Source organism: Natroniella acetigena (assembly GCF_023227745.1).
Lineage (GTDB): Bacteria > Bacillota > Halanaerobiia > Halobacteroidales > Halobacteroidaceae > Natroniella > Natroniella acetigena.
Genome location: NZ_JALKBX010000004.1, coordinates 1 through 19,213, shown reverse-complemented (window position 1 = coordinate 19,213; position 19,213 = coordinate 1). Strand labels below are relative to the sequence as shown.

20 protein-coding genes and 3 riboswitches are annotated in these 19,213 nt (G+C 35.7%); of the genes, 1 reads left to right on the top strand and 19 read right to left on the bottom strand.

Translation table 11 applies throughout. The annotated features are described in order from the left end of the window. Positions 1-98: 98 nt before the first annotated feature. From cobU to pssA, 17 genes are all read right to left on the bottom strand, one after another. Positions 99-692: a bifunctional adenosylcobinamide kinase/adenosylcobinamide-phosphate guanylyltransferase gene (cobU, locus tag MWH25_RS01770; RefSeq protein ID WP_248625175.1), complete on the bottom strand. Its 594-nt coding sequence runs from the start codon at positions 690-692 to the stop codon at positions 99-101. Next, entirely contained in the window at positions 685-1,440 is a 756-nt protein-coding gene (gene cobK / locus MWH25_RS01765; protein WP_248625173.1) for a precorrin-6A reductase, read from the bottom strand. Before cobK ends, cobU begins: the two co-directional genes overlap by 8 nt. Next, complete coding sequence (gene cobJ / locus MWH25_RS01760; protein ID WP_345947211.1) at positions 1,437-2,123, bottom strand: precorrin-3B C(17)-methyltransferase; 687 nt, start codon at positions 2,121-2,123, stop codon at positions 1,437-1,439. The genes cobK and cobJ overlap by 4 nt, the downstream gene beginning before the upstream one ends. 26 nt (positions 2,124-2,149) lie before the next feature. Beyond that, positions 2,150-3,181, bottom strand: a complete 1,032-nt coding sequence (cbiG, locus tag MWH25_RS01755) for a cobalt-precorrin 5A hydrolase (protein ID WP_248625169.1) — start codon at positions 3,179-3,181, stop codon at positions 2,150-2,152. Beyond that, complete coding sequence (cobM, locus tag MWH25_RS01750; RefSeq protein ID WP_248625167.1) at positions 3,178-3,933, bottom strand: precorrin-4 C(11)-methyltransferase; 756 nt, start codon at positions 3,931-3,933, stop codon at positions 3,178-3,180. The genes cbiG and cobM overlap by 4 nt, the downstream gene beginning before the upstream one ends. A gap of 206 nt (positions 3,934-4,139) precedes the next feature. Continuing rightward, entirely contained in the window at positions 4,140-4,841 is a 702-nt protein-coding gene (gene cobI / locus MWH25_RS01745) for a precorrin-2 C(20)-methyltransferase (protein ID WP_248625165.1), read from the bottom strand. A gap of 4 nt (positions 4,842-4,845) precedes the next feature. Next, a complete protein-coding gene (gene cbiT, locus MWH25_RS01740; RefSeq protein ID WP_248625163.1) occupies positions 4,846-5,433 on the bottom strand; it encodes a precorrin-6Y C5,15-methyltransferase (decarboxylating) subunit CbiT in 588 nt (195 codons plus the stop codon). After that, a complete protein-coding gene (gene cbiE / locus MWH25_RS01735) occupies positions 5,426-6,052 on the bottom strand; it encodes a precorrin-6y C5,15-methyltransferase (decarboxylating) subunit CbiE (protein WP_248625161.1) in 627 nt (208 codons plus the stop codon). Before cbiE ends, cbiT begins: the two co-directional genes overlap by 8 nt. 121 nt (positions 6,053-6,173) lie before the next feature. After that, positions 6,174-7,268: a cobalt-precorrin-5B (C(1))-methyltransferase CbiD gene (gene cbiD / locus MWH25_RS01730; protein WP_248625159.1), complete on the bottom strand. Its 1,095-nt coding sequence runs from the start codon at positions 7,266-7,268 to the stop codon at positions 6,174-6,176. Positions 7,269-7,464: 196 nt separating this feature from the next. Next, the gene (locus tag MWH25_RS01725) at positions 7,465-8,085 is read right to left on the bottom strand and encodes a precorrin-8X methylmutase (protein WP_248625157.1); all 621 of its coding nucleotides are present in this window, start codon (positions 8,083-8,085) and stop codon (positions 7,465-7,467) included. A 244-nt stretch (positions 8,086-8,329) separates the two neighbouring features. Beyond that, the gene (locus MWH25_RS01720; RefSeq protein WP_248625155.1) at positions 8,330-8,695 is read right to left on the bottom strand and encodes a sirohydrochlorin chelatase; all 366 of its coding nucleotides are present in this window, start codon (positions 8,693-8,695) and stop codon (positions 8,330-8,332) included. Between the two features lie 219 nt (positions 8,696-8,914). Continuing rightward, positions 8,915-9,541, bottom strand: coding sequence for an energy-coupling factor ABC transporter ATP-binding protein (locus MWH25_RS01715; RefSeq protein ID WP_248625153.1), 627 nt, complete (start codon positions 9,539-9,541; stop codon positions 8,915-8,917). Continuing rightward, positions 9,538-10,305 (bottom strand): cobalt ECF transporter T component CbiQ, encoded by a 768-nt coding sequence (cbiQ, locus tag MWH25_RS01710; RefSeq protein WP_248625151.1) that lies wholly within the window; start codon positions 10,303-10,305, stop codon positions 9,538-9,540. The genes MWH25_RS01715 and cbiQ overlap by 4 nt, the downstream gene beginning before the upstream one ends. Beyond that, positions 10,302-10,949, bottom strand: a complete 648-nt coding sequence (gene cbiM / locus MWH25_RS01705) for a cobalt transporter CbiM (protein ID WP_248625149.1) — start codon at positions 10,947-10,949, stop codon at positions 10,302-10,304. The genes cbiQ and cbiM overlap by 4 nt, the downstream gene beginning before the upstream one ends. A 14-nt stretch (positions 10,950-10,963) precedes the next feature. Then, positions 10,964-11,476, bottom strand: coding sequence for a hypothetical protein (locus MWH25_RS01700; protein WP_248625147.1), 513 nt, complete (start codon positions 11,474-11,476; stop codon positions 10,964-10,966). A 420-nt stretch (positions 11,477-11,896) separates the two neighbouring features. Beyond that, positions 11,897-12,249, bottom strand: a riboswitch (cobalamin riboswitch). 193 nt (positions 12,250-12,442) lie between these two features. Continuing rightward, positions 12,443-12,931 carry a hypothetical protein gene (locus MWH25_RS01695; protein ID WP_248625145.1) on the bottom strand — a complete coding sequence of 163 codons (489 nt, stop codon included), beginning with the start codon at positions 12,929-12,931 and terminating at the stop codon, positions 12,443-12,445. Between the two features lie 336 nt (positions 12,932-13,267). Then, positions 13,268-13,597: riboswitch (cobalamin riboswitch) on the bottom strand. A gap of 129 nt (positions 13,598-13,726) precedes the next feature. Then, positions 13,727-14,449, bottom strand: a complete 723-nt coding sequence (gene pssA, locus MWH25_RS01690) for a CDP-diacylglycerol--serine O-phosphatidyltransferase (protein ID WP_248625143.1) — start codon at positions 14,447-14,449, stop codon at positions 13,727-13,729. 300 nt (positions 14,450-14,749) lie between these two features. Here pssA and MWH25_RS01685 point away from each other — a divergent pair, with 300 nt between their 5' ends. Beyond that, a complete protein-coding gene (locus tag MWH25_RS01685) occupies positions 14,750-15,742 on the top strand; it encodes a lysylphosphatidylglycerol synthase transmembrane domain-containing protein (protein WP_248625141.1) in 993 nt (330 codons plus the stop codon). Between the two features lie 149 nt (positions 15,743-15,891). Here the strand turns inward: MWH25_RS01685 and MWH25_RS01680 are convergent, their stop codons facing one another. Next, positions 15,892-16,569: an ABC transporter substrate-binding protein gene (locus tag MWH25_RS01680; protein ID WP_248625139.1), complete on the bottom strand. Its 678-nt coding sequence runs from the start codon at positions 16,567-16,569 to the stop codon at positions 15,892-15,894. Between the two features lie 326 nt (positions 16,570-16,895). After that, positions 16,896-17,186, bottom strand: a riboswitch (cobalamin riboswitch). A 117-nt stretch (positions 17,187-17,303) separates the two neighbouring features. Beyond that, complete coding sequence (locus MWH25_RS01675) at positions 17,304-19,097, bottom strand: ABC transporter ATP-binding protein (RefSeq protein ID WP_248625137.1); 1,794 nt, start codon at positions 19,095-19,097, stop codon at positions 17,304-17,306. Positions 19,098-19,213 lie beyond the last annotated feature (116 nt).

The following is a 19,213-nucleotide window of genomic DNA, read 5'->3' as shown; positions in this document are numbered from 1 at the left end:
TATTCTCTACCTCCGAGTTTTTATAAACCAAAAAACTCTGCGTGAGCCGCTGACAACTTACTGCTTTAAAATTGTAATTTCCTACTAGCGGCTCTTCTCTATTCATTGAACTTCGCTCTTGTTTTCATCCCTAGTTCCTTAATCTCAACTGGCAGTCCTGCATAGGTAATATAAACCTCGTCAGCTTGATCAGCAACCCGTTGGTTGCCCCAGCCGACTAGGTCACGATAGACTCGACCTAACTTATAAGGAGGGACTACACCTTGCCCGACTTCATTAGAAACAATGACCAACTCTAAATTCTTCTTCCTTCCTACATCAATTATCCGCTCAACCTCAGCCAAGATCTCTTCCTCTTTAGCCTGTAAAGTAAAATCAGTCTCATCTTCTGCTAAATCGCTATCAGCCAAGACCAGATTAGAGAGTAAGACCGTCAAACAGTCAAGCAAGACGACTGAATCATCCTCAAGCTCAGCCAATGCTTGGCTGACTGCCTTTGATTCCTCAACTGTCCGCCATTCTTGTGGTCTAGATTGGCGATGTCTAGTAACCCTTTCTTTCATCTCTTCATCTCGTACTTCAGAAGTAGCAACATAGATTACATCTTGCCCTCCTAATTTCTCTACAATATCCTCAGCAAAACTACTCTTTCCACTCCTTGCTCCACCTAATACTAAGATCAATTTACTCATCTTCAATCTCTCCCAATAACTTCTGATAATCAGTTACAATCTTATCTGTAGGCAACTGTGGTCTAGTAATCAAGATTACTGGAATCTCTAAGTCTAAAGCTGCTCTTAATTTAGTCTCTAATCCACCAGTCTTACCACTTGCTTTAGTAACTAAGACTGAGATATCATATCTCTTTAAGATTGCTTGATTTAACTCCTTACTGAAAGGTCCTTGCATCCCAATTAGATTCTGAGGAGTAAATCCTAACTCTTCTGCCTGCTTAACAAACTGCCAAGTAGGCAAAATCCGTGCTACTAATCTCTGCTCCCAATTATCGACTTCCTCAACAAAGTAATTCAATCTTCTACTACCTATTGTCAATAGCACTCGGTTAAATTCGTTGGCCCTTCTAGCAGCTTCTCGATAATTATTGACTTCAATAATCAACTCCTGCTTAGGGGCTTCAATCTCCTCTCGTTCAAAACGAAGATAATCAACATCTAAATTATTACAGACCCCGATTGCTGTTTTAGAAACCTCTTCTGCAAAAGGATGAGTTGCATCAATTACAAGATTAATCCTTCGTTTTTTAATCAACTCAGCCATAGATGCTTGATCTAAACGCTGTTGAATCACTTCAACTCCTAATCGGGATACTAACTGATAGCCATAATCTGTCACTACAGAAGCGACTAACTCCTTACCAGCCTCTTTTAAGCTTTTGATTATCTCACGACTATCTTTAGTCCCAGCTAAAACTAAAATCATACATTATAACCCCGCGGTGTAATCATCAAATCATTAGCTGTAAATGTTTCAGAGTTACCAATAATCACTGTCGTCAACATATCGATATCTTTTTCTAACATCTCAGCTAAAGTAGTAATCACAACTTTTTCATTTCCTCGCTTAGCCTTACGTACGATTCCTACAGGTGTACTTCCAGCTCTATGCTCTAAAAAGATTTCTTGAGCTACCTCAATCTGCTCAGTCCGTTGCTTACTTTTTGGATTATATAATGCTACGATAAAATCAGCTTGAGCAGCTTTAGCTAACCTATCTTTGATTACTTCCCAAGGCGTCAAAAGATCACTTAAACTGATTACCGCATAATCATGCATCAATGGTGCTCCTAAAGAAGATGCTGCTGCATTAGCAGCTGTAATCCCTGGAACTACTTCTACTGGTAAGTCTAATTCTTCTTCTTGAACCACCTCTAAGATCAGACCAGCCATGCCATAAACTCCTGGATCACCACTACTGACAATTGCTACACTCTTACCTGTTTGAGCTATCTCAATTACTTTGTTGGCTCGATCAACCTCTTTCATCATCGGTGACTCAATCACTTCTTGTTCCTCAGATACTAACTCATCCAACAACTTAATATAGGTCTTGTAGCCGATTACTACATCAACCTCTTGTAACAACCGATAAGCCCTTAAACTCATCTGTTCAATATTACCCGGGCCAATTCCTACAACATAGATACTTCCTTGACTACTGCTACTGTGACTTGATTCATTACTGTTTTTGATAAGATCAGCTCCCCTCTTTTGGCACTCAACATCGCTACTGGCTCGCATACACCACCAACTCCTATCTGTTTTCTAACAAATTCTGAAGTAGTATATTCAAAGTCCGCTTCCTTAATCTCTGCTCTAGAAACAATCTCAACTGGAAGTTCCAATTCTTCAGCGAATTGTAAAATTCCAGCTTCATCCTGTTTCAGATCAACCGTTGCTAACTTCTTAACACTCTCAATTCTCAGCTCTAATTTTGCTACAGCTGACTCAACAGCTTCCTTCACCTGCTTCTTACTGACTCCCCGCCGACAGCCAAGACCTACAATTATATTCTGCGGTATCAACTGCAAATAAGGCTCCTCAATCGTAACGTCTCGTTCAGAAATGATAACAGGGAATCCTTCTACCGTTCCTAACTTATCTAATGGAAATAACCTAACATTCTGATCCAACTCTAAATCAAGCTTAAGATCAGTAAAGATATTGACTCTCTTCCCATTGACTAACGCTGCATTGGCCAACTTCAAATTAGAGAAAGGAATAATCTCACAACCAAGCTCTTTAGCCAACAGATCAAAAGCCAACTTACCATGACAATCGGTCGCAGTTGTAATCACAGGCTCAGCTTCAATCAGTCCTGCTATCCTTTCAGTTAAACAGTTGGCCCCACCTAAGTGACCAGATAAGGTACTGATCACATGTTGGCCCGTCTCATCAATAGTGATTACTGCTGGATCTTCTCGTTTATCAGCTACATAAGGGGCCAACACCCGTACCACAATTCCTAAGGCCATGATACAGATAATACCATCATACTCCTTAAATAACTGATCTACTAGCTCCTTTAACGAAGAATCAAACTCAATTACCTCTCCTTCAGCTGATAACTTAGTTGGTAAATAGATGTCAGCTTCCAGGTTCTGTTCTAACTTACAAGCTAACTTCTTACCTTCTTCAGTTAAAGCAACAATAGCTAGTTTCATTCGCCCTTAGCCTTTCTAAATTCATGAGTGAAATTCTTGTCATATAACTTAGATTTTTCATATTCGGTATCCAAGAAATCACCGACCAAGATCATAGCAGTCTTATTAATTCCTGCTTCCTTAACCTGCTCAGCTATATCTTCTAAAGTACCCTTGACTACCTTTTGATCAGACCACGATGCCTTCTGAATTACAGCAATCGGTGTTGAGCTAGAATACCCCTTAGCCAACTCTGCTGCTACATCTTCAATCATCTGAACACTCAAAAAGATTGCCATTGAAGCATTATGCCGAGCTAACTTAGCCAACTTCTCCTTCTCTGGTACAGGAGTTCTTCCTTCCATTCTAGTTACAATTACCGTTTGAGTAACATCTGGTAAAGTAAACTCTCGTTCTACTGCTGCAGCTGCAGCTAAGAATGAACTGACCCCAGGAATAATCTGATACTCAATTCCTACTTCTTTTAAATGATCCATCTGCTCTTGAATCGCTCCATAAATGCTAGGATCACCTGTATGAACTCGAGCTACTATCTTACCATCTGCTACTGCTTCTTCCATCTTGTCTAATACTTCTTCTAAAGTCATGCTTGCACTATTATAAACTTCCGCTTGTGGAGCATAGTCCAAAACTTTAGGATTGACCAATGATCCTGCATAAATTACAACCTCTGCTTGCTCTAACGCTTTCATCCCTTTGATTGTCAATAATTCAGGATCACCTGCTCCTGCTCCAATAAAATAAACCTTCATCGACCTACCCCCTCGATTTTATCAATTGACAATTTACAATTGATAATTGACAATTAAAACCCTTCTTACAATCAAAACATTTAAGGATTTTTAATTGTACATTGTACATTGTCCATTGTTAATTGGTTTTTAACTATTACTTATTAAATATTCAATATTCATTGCTTTTTACTAATTACTAATTACTAATTACTAGTCACCAGTCACTATTTCTTAACGATCATCATTGATAAATAATCAATCTCCGTTCCCACCAAAGAATCTAAATCCTTCGTAATCACTTCATCCTTTTGCCCACAGCGACTGACAAACCAAGCTTGGCCCTTCAAACCTAACTTAGCCAATAGCTCAACAATCTGATCATAATGCTTGGCCACCTTCAATAAAACAATATTTTCATGCTGCTTAATTATCTCTTCTAACTTATCTAAACCATAAGTTGCTGGAATAATGACCAACTTCTCATCCTTTTCAGTCAATGGTATATTGACTCGAGAACTAGCTGCAGCTATCGAAGTAATTCCTGGTACTGTCTCCACCTCAATCTCTGGATGATTATTCTTAATTCGCTCTAAAACATAAATATAAGTACTATATAATAAGGGATCTCCAATCGTAATAAAAGCAAGATCTTGGCCCTCTTCTAATAAAGCAACCATCTCCTCTGTAGCTTGATCCCAAAATTTATTCAATTCATCCTGATCATGGATCATTGGAAAGAGTAATTCTTTGACTCGTCCTTGACAATCCACCTCTTCTTTAATTATCTGTAAGGCAACACTATCTCTGCCCTTCTTAGACTGCGGAGTACATATCATATCAACCTCTTCTAAGACTCGTTTAGCTTTTAAGGTCAATAATTCTGGATCACCTGGGCCAACTCCTAAACCATATAATTTACCACTCATCCTGTCACCTCTTCTCTCCACTAATAATATAAACTGGATTTAATCCATTAAACATCTGATAACTACCAACCTCTCTTGTTCTCGTAACTGCTAGGTTACAGATATCAAGCTGATAGTCAAGCTCTTCTAACTTTTGATAAGCTGCAGTCAAAGTATTCATCGTTACAGCATTGACAACAACCCTTCCTTTAGGAGTTAATCTATCAGTTACCACTTCTAAGATCTGATCTAGGTTCCCCCCACTACCACCGATCAAGACCCGATCGACTGGTGGTAAATCAGTTAAAGCTTCTGGTGCCTCACCATGAATCAATTCGATATTATCGGCTCCAAACTGCTTCATATTCTGAGAAATCAACTCCATTCCTTCCTCTTCACGCTCAATAGCATAAATCTGCCCCTTTTGAGCAACCAAAGCAGCTTCAATACTGATCGAACCGGTTCCAGCACCAATATCATACATCACTGTATCATCTTTCAATCTCAACTTAGAGATAGTAACCGCCCTGATCTCTTCTTTGGTCATTGGCAATTCACCTCTAATAAATTCAGTATCAGGAATACCAGGAACTTGATACTGCCACCTACTCATCACAGATCACCATCACTGTCAAACCTCCAAATTCCTGCTCACTCAGTTCTGCCAAACTTCCCTTAATCACTCTCCCTTCTGGATAAGAAAGCCTCTCAGCTACAATCCCCTGTTTATCTCCTAAACCCTCCGCTGTTAAATATTCAGCAATTTGATGCGGAGGAAACTTATTATCGGTAAAGAAACCAATCTTATCATACTCAGCAAGCAATTCTAATAGTTCCTCTTTATCTTGATTGCCATGCAGACTGGTCAACTTAGCATCCTGCCAACTGAGCTTAGCCTTAGCAAAACCTAGTTGCATAGCACTGATTCCTGGCACAACCTCCAATACTTCTTCAGAAAAATGCCTTTTTAAATAATTGAGCATACTATATAGACCAGTATCACCAGAAACTAAGACTGCAATCTGTTGGTTTTGATAATTAGCTTCAATATAATCTTTAATCTTCGCTAAATCAGCCTTAATTACCATCTCTTCTTTATTATATTCTGCAAATAAAGCTAGAGCCCGCTCTCCTCCAATCAGAAGATCGGCTTCTCTAACAAGTCTATCCGTAATCGGCAGTACATAATCTTTAGTACCCGGACCAATCCCTAAAACATAAATTTTATTCATCTAGCCACCCCCGCTTTACAAACATTAATTTACAATGTATAATTGACAATTTACAATTAAAGATCAACCCCTTAAAAATAAAAAACTTTAAAAGATTTTTAATTGTCCATTGTACATTCTGTCAATTGTCAATTTTATAACTTCCTAGAACTTCTTCTTCCATCGAAAAGAGTAAACTCCTTACTTCCAACTCACCCTTCACATACTCTTCGGCTCTGATTGCAACCCGCTTAGCCAACAAGTCAAAGACCTCTGTCAGCTCAGCTTCTTTAAGTAACTCTATTGTCTCCTCTGCAGTATTAGCAGCCAAAATCTGTTTGATCAACTCCTGTTGACCACCACTGGCAGCGGTATAAGCTGCTATTGTCTCCCTTCTAGCATCAGCTACATAACTATGAGTATTAAAGATACCTGCAGCCACCTTAACTAACTTACCTAAATGCCCTATTAAAGTCAGCTCACTGACCCCTTTTTCTACTGCATACTTCAACATAAAGCCAACAAAATTACTCATTCTGATCACTTGCTCCGGTTGATAACCCAATTTAGCAGCCATCCTCTTACCATAATTACCAAAGACAAAGACCAACTCCTCTTCTCCTGTAGCTAAAGCCTGATCAATCGCCAATACTAGAGAATCCTTATAGGCTTGCTCGGATATAGGCTCTACGATTCCCGTCGTTCCCAAGATCGAGATCCCACCTTCAATCCCTAACTGTGGATTGAGAGTCTTAGTTGCCGTCTCTTCTCCCTTGGGAACTTCAATTACTATCTTGGCTCCTCGCTCAGCAGGTAATACCTTCTTAACTTCGTCTATAATCATCTTCCTTGGGACAGGATTAATCGCTACCTCACCCACTTCAGTTGCTAATCCTGGTTTGGTGACTTGGCCCACCCCTTGACCACCATCTAACTCAATCTTAGGTGAATCAAGCAATTCCACATGCGCTACAATCTCCAAACCATCTGTCACATCTGGATCATCTCCACCATCTTTAATGATCGAAGCTGTAGCTTGCTGATCGTTATAACTGGTTTTAACAACCTCTAACTCAAGCTCAATCTCTGCTGGAGTATCTATCTTGATTGTCTTAACCTCTTGTTCAGTCATTAACATCTTAGTTGCTGCCTTAGCAGCGGCTACTGCAGCACTTCCTGTCGTATAACCTCGCTTCAACTTTTCACCATCTCTAATTATGTAAGATTCAAATCCCATAATGCTACCCCTTTGAAAAGCATTTAATAATTAACAATTAATATTGAATAGTTGACAAACAAATTTAAGTTTAAGGTTAAGTCTAAGCTTGAGTAAAAGCTAGACCCTTATCCTTTTAACGGTTGACTTAGCCTTACCTTCGGATTTATAAAAACCCTTCGTAATAAAAACCATTTCCTCAGCCTTAAACTTAAGATTAGTCGATTTGATATAACAATGCATTCATAATCGAAGCAGCGACTGGACTGCCTCCCTTTCTTCCTCGGACAGTAATATAAGGCACATCTAACTTCTCTAATTCTTCCTTAGATTCTTTAGCTCCTACAAATCCAACCGGAGTTCCAACAATCAAATCTGGCTCTACTTTCCCTTCTTCAATTAACTTCATCAATTCAAACAAAGCCGTTGGAGCATTTCCGATAGCAAATATCTTATTATCAGAATCTTCAACTGCCTTTCTCATACACATCATCGATCTAGTAACCCCTACTTCCTTAGCTTCTTGAGCAATATCATCATCACTGATAAAACAATTAATCTCATTACCCAACTCTGCTGTCTTACGCTTACTGATTCCTTGCTTCAACATATTAACATCAGTTACAATGTTGGCCCCTGATTTTAATGCCTTTAAAGCTGACTCTATCGCCTTATCAGAAATAATTACTAGCTCCTTAAATTCAAGGTCAGCAGTAGCATGAATCACCCTTTTAATCACTTTAGCCTCTTGTGGCGAACAATCAAATCCCCCAACTTCTTCATCAATAATCTTCATACTTTTATCTTCTATTTTTTGTGGTTGCTTAATTATCTCCATTTTTTCACCATCCCTGTTAAATTTAATTGATATAAAGTGGCATTTTGCCACTTTATATCAGTTGACAGTGAACAGTTGACGGTTGACAGTTAAGAGCATTAAAACATTAAAATCAAAACCACTCTAAACCTATAATTACAAAGGTGTTTAATGGTCTTAAGTCTTTAATGTTTTGATTTTTAACTGTAAACTGTAAACCGTAAACTGTCAACTCAATATTGTGGCACGAAAGTGACACAATATTTTAATTAACTTCCTCAATTCGTTCAACAATAATATCTGCAATCTTATCGTCAGCACCAAGATTCTTTCCAAACTCAAACTCAATTTCAGAATACTCTGCTTCTAATTCCTCAATTAAATTAGGAATATCTTCTTGAATATGTATTCCTGGAAATAAAAACAAAGGAACAATAACTACCTTTTCTGCTCCTGCTTTGATAATTTTTGCTACACTATCTTGTAAACTAGGTTCAGCTAATTCCATTGCTGCTCCTTCAACTAATTCATAATCCACTTTTTCTCTAACTTTGTCCACAATTTCTGCAAAGACTTGACTAGCTTCTGCTGCTCTACTTCCATGACCTAAAACAATAATTCCAGTTTTCATTGATTTTCCCCCTTAAAATTCATTTAATATTTAATACTTAATATTGAATAGTTGGAACCAAAAAACACCTAAAACTTCATTTAATATTTAATGAATTGACCATAAAAAACATCAAAATATTTTCTCATACTACATATAGTACAATTCAAATGACCACCTTCTATATGCAGTATGTTTTTAATGGTTATTAAATATTCAATATTCATTATTCAATGCTCTTTACTCGTTCATATAATAAAGTTTATTTGTAACCTTATCTATCAAATCTTCATTATGGGAAACAACTAGATAAGATTTATCAGTATTATTCAAAATATCAACCATCTTCTCTACTGCCTCCTCATCCAGACCCGAAAAAGGCTCATCTAATAATAATACTTCAGGCTGCATAGCCAAAACAGCACCAAAAGCTATCATCCTTTTTTGTCCTCCTGATAATCGATGACTCACCTTTTTCTCAAAGCCTTTCATTCCAATTATATCCAGAGTTTCATTAACTATCCGTTTAGCCTCCTCTTTACTCTTCCCCAAATTAAGCGGGCCAAAAGCAAGATCCTCCTCAACAGTAGGACAGAAGAGGAGATCATCAGAATCTTGGAATAAAAAACCAACCCTCTCTCTAACCTCAACAAAATCTTCCTCTTTTTCTCTTTTTTGATCAAAGATAATTACTTCCCCTTGCTTAGGGGTTAACAAGCCCATAATTATTTTAAATAAAGTAGTTTTCCCACTTCCATTAGGTCCAACTAATCCTATCTTATCTCCTGGCTTTAATGCTAAATTAAAATTATTTAAAACTTCTTCTCCATTCTCGTACTGATATGAAATATTTCTCAAATCTATCATATAAGGAAAACTCCTCTCTCCAAAATAATAATCCAACTGATAAAGACTAATATCCCTGAAAATATCTTTAGATCCTGATTAGAAAAACTGAGATCATCAAGATTATGAAACTCCCCTCTAAACCCTCGACATAACATAGCTTCATAAACTCTCGTTGAACGCTCATAACTTCTAACCAACAGCATCCCAATCAAATAAGCATAAGATTTATAACAATGCAAATTAGTTTCAGCTTTAAAACCTCGCATCAACATCGAATCATATAATCTATTAAATTCCTTCCAAATAACATGAACATACCGATAAACAAAGAAAAATAAATAAACTATCTTTTCAGGAACATATAACCATCTCATAGCTTGCATCAAAGAAGATACTGTTGAAGTAGAGAGCAAAGCAATTATTCCTAACATAATAGCATTTGATCTTAAAGTAATCTTAGTAGCATAAATAACCCCTGCTGTAGAAATACTCAAGGGGCCAACCTGCATTAAGGCATCTCCAGGATAGGTAGCAGGCACAAATACCCAGATCCCTAGAATAAAAAAGTTAACTACTACTAATCTCTTCAAGACCTTTTTTAACTCTAACTTAGCAGCCAGTACCAAATAAGTCGTAAAAGCTAAAGCCTGTAATAACATGATTATACTCTCTCCAACAGCTAATATTACAGCTAATAAAAAAATGGTCATTATTTTTACTCTAGGATCAAGTTGGTGCACCCAACTTGATCCTTGAGCAAATCCCTGATTAAGATCAATCATACCCTTTCACTTCCTTTTAGACCTCCACCTTCAACTTGAAGATCAATAAATAACTCAGGTTTAACCTTTCGTAAAAAGACTAAACAGAATCCTGTTAATAAAGCCTCAATAATCACTAACACTAAATTACCTGCCAAGATCATCCGGGCCATTTCATAGAAGGAATCATGAGTAAATATAAGAGAAAACATCAATAAAATTACAGTTAAACTTATAGCTACTGCCCCACAGATAAAACCACTAATTCCCAGCCACTTACTACTTTCACCCTTCTTGATCAAAACTTTAAATAAATAATGGCAGACAACAGCAGGAAGGGCAACCATAAAGACATTGACCCCTAAAGCAGTCAGCCCCCCAAACTGAAATAAAATACTCTGTAGTAAAAAGGCCACTAAGAAAGCAGGAAACGCCTTCCACCCTAATAAGATTCCAGCTATCGCATTTAAGACTAGGTGAATACTCGTTGGCCCAATTGGTATATGAATTAAATTTCCTACAAATAGTGCTGCTGAAACTATCCCCACCTGCGGAATATCCTCATTATCTATCTTTTTTAAGGCTATAGCTGTTCCTGCAGCCGTAGCAGCTGCTCCTGTAAGTAAGACCGGAGCAGAAAGTACACCTTCTGAAATATGCATCATTAATCACTCCCAACTTAATTATTTACTGACTGCTTTTGCTTCCAAAACATCATACTAGCAGCTAGGAAGACTAATATAGCTAATCCAAGTAAGATTCTCGCCCACGCAGGAAGCATCATAAAAAAACCTTCCCCTTCTCCATCTGAAGACCAGACTGCTCGATGACCTACATCATCACTTGCAACTACTTGATAAGGTTCAATAGCTGGATCATAACTTAAAATTCCATCCTGATCGGTCTGCCCTTCTAAAATAACCTCTTCTGCTTCATCATACAAAGTCACATCTGCATCAGGTGCTACCGTTCCATCATCAAATCTAACCTGTACTTCACCATTTTCAGGTTCATCTACTATCATCCGATGAGCATAAGCACTAGTTCCCACAACCCCTACTATTAAACAGATAATAACTATCATTTTCAAAAATTTATTTGAATTCATTTTAATTAACCTCTCCTTTTTAAAGAAATTTTCAGTTGACAATTTCATGATTTTTCTAACTTTTTGCCCAATATCTTCTACCATTCTCATAACTAAATTATTCTGCAAGTAAGAAAAAATCCCTTCTTTTATCAAGAAGTTATTTTTATTCTAATAAATCTTATTTCGCTCTTACTTCTAATCAGATCTTAGTCATTTTTCCTCTTCTTTAAAGTAATAAATATCAAGAACAAAATGACCTCCGGTCATAGTCTAAGGCTAAGTCTAAGGTTAAGCAAACCAGTAAAAATAAAAATTATCCACAATCTTTGAAAAGCATAATTTCCTAAATAATAAAAAAGAACTTCATCATAATAATACCCAGTTCAATCCATCACCATTATTTCCGGATTGAATTAATCCCTCCTTTCTTTTCTTAAAATAAAAACCCTCAATCTTCTTTAGCAAGATTGAGGATAATTAGCCACTATACTAATTACCTACTCCTCTTTACCATCGAAGATCCGTAGGCTCAATAATTAGGCAGGTCTCCTGACTCCTAGCTATAAGAACTTCACCTTCCCTAGGGGTTAGCAAATAGTGCCTTGTGATTTATGACTAATAGTTAGTTGTTAATTTACTAATTACCAATTACTAATCACTAGTTACTAGTTCCTCCAAGTGGTATTATTAAGTCCTTTTAACAATGAATATGTTTTCTGATTTTGAATTTTAATTATTCAATATTCAGTATTAAATATTCACTGCTTTTATAGCTAGTTACAGTGGCGGGCCCGCTCAGGATTCTCACCTGATTCCCTATTCTTCTTCAGTAGCTGTTAACAGCTACTGAAGACACCTAATTACTAAAATAAAAATATTCACTTTTAAAATCTTAATCTACCTTAATTATTCAACAGTAAGCAATTTTATCCTGCTTGTTAAAACAAAAAAAGCATTTTTTTTACTTTTGATTCAATTCATAAGACTACTTTGAAAATATAACATCCCAATCTCCATAATCGAAGATCGGGATATTTAAATTATCATAATAAAACTTATAATTCTTAATTAAAAATTAAAAATTCTACTAAAGAAGCCACGCTCGTCGTCACCAACCTGAACAGTAATTTCAGGTGTTTCATAGTCAACATGATCCCCATGCCACAATTCAAATACTATATCAGTCTCGCCTTCTGACTCACCAACAACATGGACATGATCTCCGTGAGAATGAAATTCTACTATCCCTTCAGCTGCACCATCAGCAAGACGAGCCCTTAATTCATACTCAGAACCAAGCTCTATCTCATCTCCATGCTCGTCCTCAATATAGGCACCAAGTGAAATATCCTCATTAACTGGCACATTTGGAAGTTCACCATGCCAATGATCATGATGTACATATGCCGTTACATCATCAGCGCTGCGATCAATCACTTCAAACTCAGCAATCTCCATGTGATGGCCGTGAGCAAAAACTTGACCACCTCCAACACTTACACATAACACTGTCAATAAGACTACCAACATCAACTTTTTAGTTTGTCCTTTAATCATTTACATATTCCTCCTCGTATATTATCTTTATTTAATTATGGCAACATAATCCTATTATTAAAATAATAATAGTGTAAGATTACGCAACCACTTTACCAATTAATGTAATTTAATAAAAAACCTTTTTCAATCTTTAACTAAAAATTCTGCTTTAGCTAAAGATTGAAAATAGGAGGGACTTACTATAATTTTATTAATCCAAACAAAATCCCCGATCTCAACAACAAGATCGGGGATAATTAGATATAAAACCTAAAAGACCTCAATCCAACAAATAAGGATCGAGGATAATTAGCCAATACAACTAATTACCTACCTTCCTTGCCATCGAAGACAGAGTAGGATCAATATTAGGCAGGTCTCCTGACTTCTAGCTTATAGACTTGACCTTCCCTGGAGGCCAGTAATTAGTAATCTGTGATTAGTAATTAGTTACCAATTACCAATCACTAGCTACTAGTTACCAGTTAATCCAAGTGGTCTTACTAAGTCCTTTTAGCAATCAATAATTAATAGTTTTTGATTTTGAACTTCAACTATTCACTATTAATTATTCATTATTCACTGCTTTTATAGCTAGTTACAGTGGCGGGCCCGTTCAGGATTCTCACCTGATTCCCTTTTAATCAACAATAAACTTGTTGAACCTAAAATGTAAATTTAATTCAATTTGTTAATATTATACACTAACTAGGACTGTCAGTCAAGCCAAACAATTAAAAATTCATTAATTTATAAAAAAACCCAAAGAAAACTCCATCTAAATCTTTGATTTAGGTGGTGAGGTTCACAGCTTTATTTGCCCTGATTAATAAAACTTACATACTCTTCAACATTAGATTTAAGATCCTGTAGCCGATTAATTAAAATATAGACAATAAATAATGGAAAAACTAAATACTCTGCAGCTAATAATAATACTACTAAAATAATAATAAGATATTTATAATTTATTGCAGCCAGTAAATTTGAGATGTTTTGATGTGGTAGATTACTTACCATTAAAATGGATACAAGAACAGCCATTCCTAGAAATAAACCCAGACCTAAAAATTGGCCCCAAACTGCATTTGTAAAGATATAATAAGAGGCCAATAATCCAGCTGCAGCCGGGATCGGCATCCCGATAAAGTCTCCCTTGGTTGCAGAAAGTTCAGTCTCAATATTAAATCTGACCAATCTGACAATACCAGCTAACATGAATAAAAATGCTACTGGAATAATTACTGACTTAAAATAGCTTTCAGTAGTCAACGTTGCATAAATTAAAATACTAGGTGCTATTCCAAAAGAGACTGCATCACAAAATGAATCAAATTCCTTTCCAAACTGACTATAACCTTCTAATTTTCTAGCAACTTTCCCATCTAAACCATCAAATACTATTGCAAATAATACAAGCCAAGCAGCCACTAAAAAGTTTCCTTCTAAAGACATTAAAATACTCAAAAATCCAAAGAACAGATTCAAACTGGTTATCAAATTAGGAAATAAAAATCTTCTTTCTATCTTAAACATAAAACTCACCTGATACAACCACTCCATCCTTTAACTTGAAATTAATATCTAACCATAATCTACAATCAATCATATTATCAAGCCCCTTCTTTCTTTGATTTTTCAACAAATTCCTTAACCCAAAACCATTAATTAAAACATATTGTTATTTCCATTATAATAAAAAACATTCCCTTTCGTCAACAAATTCCTTTCTACAACATTACATATTAATATTTTGCTTGACAACCAAAAAATAGCTTAATATAATTAATGTAGTTATTTAAATTATGCTGCTTAGTTTAGAGGAGGCTTGTAACCATGTTCAAAAAGATCATCCCATTTTTAATCTTAATAGCTATCCTTTTAGCATCATTCTTCATTATTGATTGGGAAAGTACAGCAGAAGTGTTACGCCATACTAACTATTTTGTAATTTTTAGTTTATGTATTCTTCAATTAATAAGTTTGACAATAACTTCTTATCAATGGTATATCTTAATATCTAAATTTCAAAAACCCCTTTCCTTCAAGAAAGTAATGAGTATTCATTTAGCAGCAAAATTTACTGAAAATATTACACCATCTGTTAAAGTTGGGGGCGAAGCAACCAAGTTATACCTACTTAATCGACTATTTAAAATTAATTATGAAAAATCGACCTCTCTATTACTGATCAATAAGTTCGCATCTTTTTTACCCTTTTTAGTTATTTGTAGTGTTTTTTTAGGGGCATCAATCTTTACTTTTAAATTACCTCCAGCTGTTTATCTATCTTTCTTAGCTTTATCTACTACTTTTATAATCATTTTTCTTTTATATTCTAAAGTTAGTAATAATAACTCTTTAAAAGAGTTATCTTGTAATAATTCTTCAAAGCCTTCTCTAATCAATAAGTTCCTCAAATTATCTCTAGTCAATAAATCAATAGCATTTTTCAGTAATGCAATCGAAGAAACAAATAATCTGATCAGTAACCAAGAATTAATTAAACTCTATTTCTTATCAGCAGTTGTATGGTTTATTTATCCAATCCATGTTTATTATATTATCTCTATGTTAGGTGTCCAATCTACCTTTACCCTAATTGCTATAGCAACCTATAGTGCTTATAGTGTAAGTATGATTCCACTTTCACCAGGAGGACTAGGTTCCTATGAGGCAACAATGGTTTTAATCTTGACTTTAAATGGAATTTCAGCTACTAACGGACTCGCTATAGTACTCTTAACTAGATTAGTTACATACCTTTTCCCATTACTTATCTCAGGAATCAATACTGCCTTTTTAAGTTGGAGACTCAGTACAGAATAAATCTTTAAGCTGACACACAGAAAATATCTGCAAACCTTAGTACATGCTAAGGTAGATTAGCGTTAACCTCTTTAATTTCAAAGAATTTATCTGCTGGCTGTTTGATTAAATCAAAAACAACCTCCTCCCATAATTGACTGAAACGTTCTTTATCCTCCCCTTTCCAGATAAGAAAGTTTAAGATGAGTTAAAGAATGATGAGCGAACATAAACATCCAGCCATCATACTTATCTGGTCTATAAGCTGTATAGCCGGCTGGATGATAGAGTGGTATTTCTGGTACATCTTCAGCCAATATTTCCTGAATTTCAAAGATTATTTCTTGACGCATTTCTTCATCAAGTTCTAACCTTTGCTCTTCCAATAATTGATTCAGCTCTTGATTTTCATAACCTAAACTCTGTGTGTCAACATATTCCTCATCATCAGCTGGAGTCATAAATCTTCCTCTTAAATAATCTGGGTCACCTCCCCAGCCACCTCCACTATGAATAGCTAACTCGTATTCATTATTTCTAAGCCGACCATCATGCGTCTGACTTTCTGCACTCTGAACTTCTAGGCCAATGCCTGCTTCAGCTAACTGTTCCTTCAGTATCTCTGCTATTCTGACTGTGCAACCCCTTATAAATATTGTAAAGACTAACTCTTTACCAGCTTCATTATAGCGAATTCCGTCCTCATTAACCTGATCATAACCTAAGTCCACCAGTAATTCCTCTGCTTTATCTACATCACAATCATAATCCTTAACCTCAGGATTATACATCGCATGATCAGAAGGCAAAATACTTTCACTAACAGGTACAAATTCTATAGCTTTCACATTCTGCCTTGGCCCCCAGAAGTCCTCAAAAGTTTCAAAACGATAAGTACCATGCTCTTAACCATAATCCGCTAAGCGGTATGGTCCAGTTCCTACAACTGCCTCTTCTTTAAGAAACTTTTCGGGGTTATCTACATCTTCCCAAATATATTTAAGAATAATCCGAGTTCTTCCTAGATTATAAAGAAAGGCTGCATTAGGTTCAGCAACAGTAATTAAAACTTGATTATCCCCTTTTAATTCTACATTTTCAACATCATCACCATCGAAGATCTAGTAGGTTCTAGATTGTTGAGCTCAATAATCATCTAGATTAAATATTCAACAACCTAGTCAATAATTAGGCAGATCTCCTGGCTTCTAGCTTATAGACTTCACCTTCCCTAAATATTGAAATATCCAAATAGTTTTATTAAGTTTTATTAAGTTTTATTAAGTCTTATTAGTAATTAAAAATTAATGATTTTTTGAACTTTCATTGTTCATTGTTCATTGTTCATTGTTCATTGTTCATTGCTCTTTTGCTAGTTACAGTAGCGGGCCTGTTCAGGATTTACATCTAATTCCCTATTCTCCTTTGACATTAAGCTAAAGGCACCTAATTATTTACTATATTTAGTTTTAATTTAACATATGCTGATTTTATACTACATTTAATATATTATGTAAAATAATTAAATCTCTTCTTTAAATTTTATTTATTTTAACCTTAATTTACTAGTTATACTTTATATTTAAATTACTTCATTACTCTGTTTTTTAAATAATTTACAGTACAATGAATTATCCCTCAATAACTCATTATGAGTACCAACATCTATTAACTCTCCATTCTGCAAAACTCCTATTCTATTTGCCTGCTTTAAAGTTGAAAAACGATGGGCAATAATTAATGCTGTTCTATCTGCAAGTAAAGTCTCTAGTGCCTGTTGAATTAAGAGTTCACTATAAGCATCTACACTGGAAGTTGCTTCATCTAAGATTAAAATTAGAGGGTCAGCCAATAGAGCTCGGGCAAAGGAAATAAGCTGCTTCTGTCCCCCAGATAACTTAACTCCTTCTTCTCCAACCTGAGTTTGATAACCATTAGGTAGTTTATTAATAAATTCATGGGCATTTATCAATTTAGCTACTTCTTTAACCTCTTTATCTGTAGCTGTAGGGACTGCATAACGAATATTTTCTATGATCGAAGTATTGAATAAGAAGACATCCTGAGTTACAACACTGATCATCTGGCGTAACTTTTTGATTGGAATTTGATTTATATTCATACCATCAATGGCAACTTTACCTTGATCTACCCCATATAATCTAGTTAATAAATTAACTAAAGTTGATTTTCCCGCACCAGTTGGCCCTACTAATGCAAAAACTTCACCTGGTGTTACCTGTAAGTTAAAGTTTTTTATAATAGGTGTATCCTCATAAGCAAAGTTTACTTCTTCAAAGCTGAAACCACCCTTGAAGTTGTTCGATTGAATTAAAGCTTCATTAGAATCATTAATATCTGATGGAATAGATAAGTATTCATAAATTCTGTCTAAAGCTGCTCCAGCCGATTGATATGTATTATAAACCTGACTTAAATCAGCCAGTGGAAAGAAGAAGCGGCGGACATACCCAAGAAAGGCCACTAATACTCCTAAAGTTAATCCTCCATTAATTACATTCCAACCACCATACCAGAGTACTAAAGCTTCACCTAGTACTCTACTAAAGGTCATAGCTGGAAATAAAAGTGCAAAGACAGAAACAGCTTTAAGATTAGCCTTTAGACTTTTCCAACTTAAACGATTAAATTTACCTGCATTGACCCTTTCTCTATTTAAAGCTTGCACTACTCTAATCCCCGAAATATTCTCTTCAACATCAGAATTAAGTTGGGCCAACTTTTCTTGTACTTCTCGATAAGCTACTCTCATCTTCTTACCTAGATAATTAACAATTATTAAAATCAACGGTATACTAGTAAAAGTGATTAGTGCTAAATTGAAATTGAGCCTTAACATAATGATCACTATTCCTACTAAGGTCAGTAAATCATTGAGAAAGCGTATAAATCCATTGGTTATAATTTCCGAAAGTGCATCTACATCATTGGTCAATCTTGAAATAATATCACCAGTCGGCTGTTTATGGAAAAAGTCTAAAGAAAGAGTATGAATATGCTGATACAGATCTTCTCTAATACTGCTGACCACTTCCTGCCCTACCCAGTTGGACAGATATCTTTGCCAGTAAGATGAAAACCAAAAAACCCCATAAGTGCCTAACATAATTAATAATATCAGATTCAATCCCTGAAGATCACCTTTTAAGATATAATCATCAACTGCAACTTTAGTAAGATAGGGCCCAGCTAGAGTAGTTATGGTAACTGTTAGCATAGCCAGAGTAGCCCATATTAATTTAGATAAATGTGGCTTTAAATAACTGCATATGAATTTAAAATGCTGCCTACTCAACTTTGATAAACTGAATTCATCTTCCCTATCTGACAGCATTCTTCTGAATCTGCCGACCATGGTCATCACCTCCCTTTTCTTCTATAGTACTCTCAGCTAAATTTAAGCCTATCACTACAGTACTTCGCAGATAACTAAGTTTCTCTGCACTCCCGTCTTAGTGTACAATTTACAAT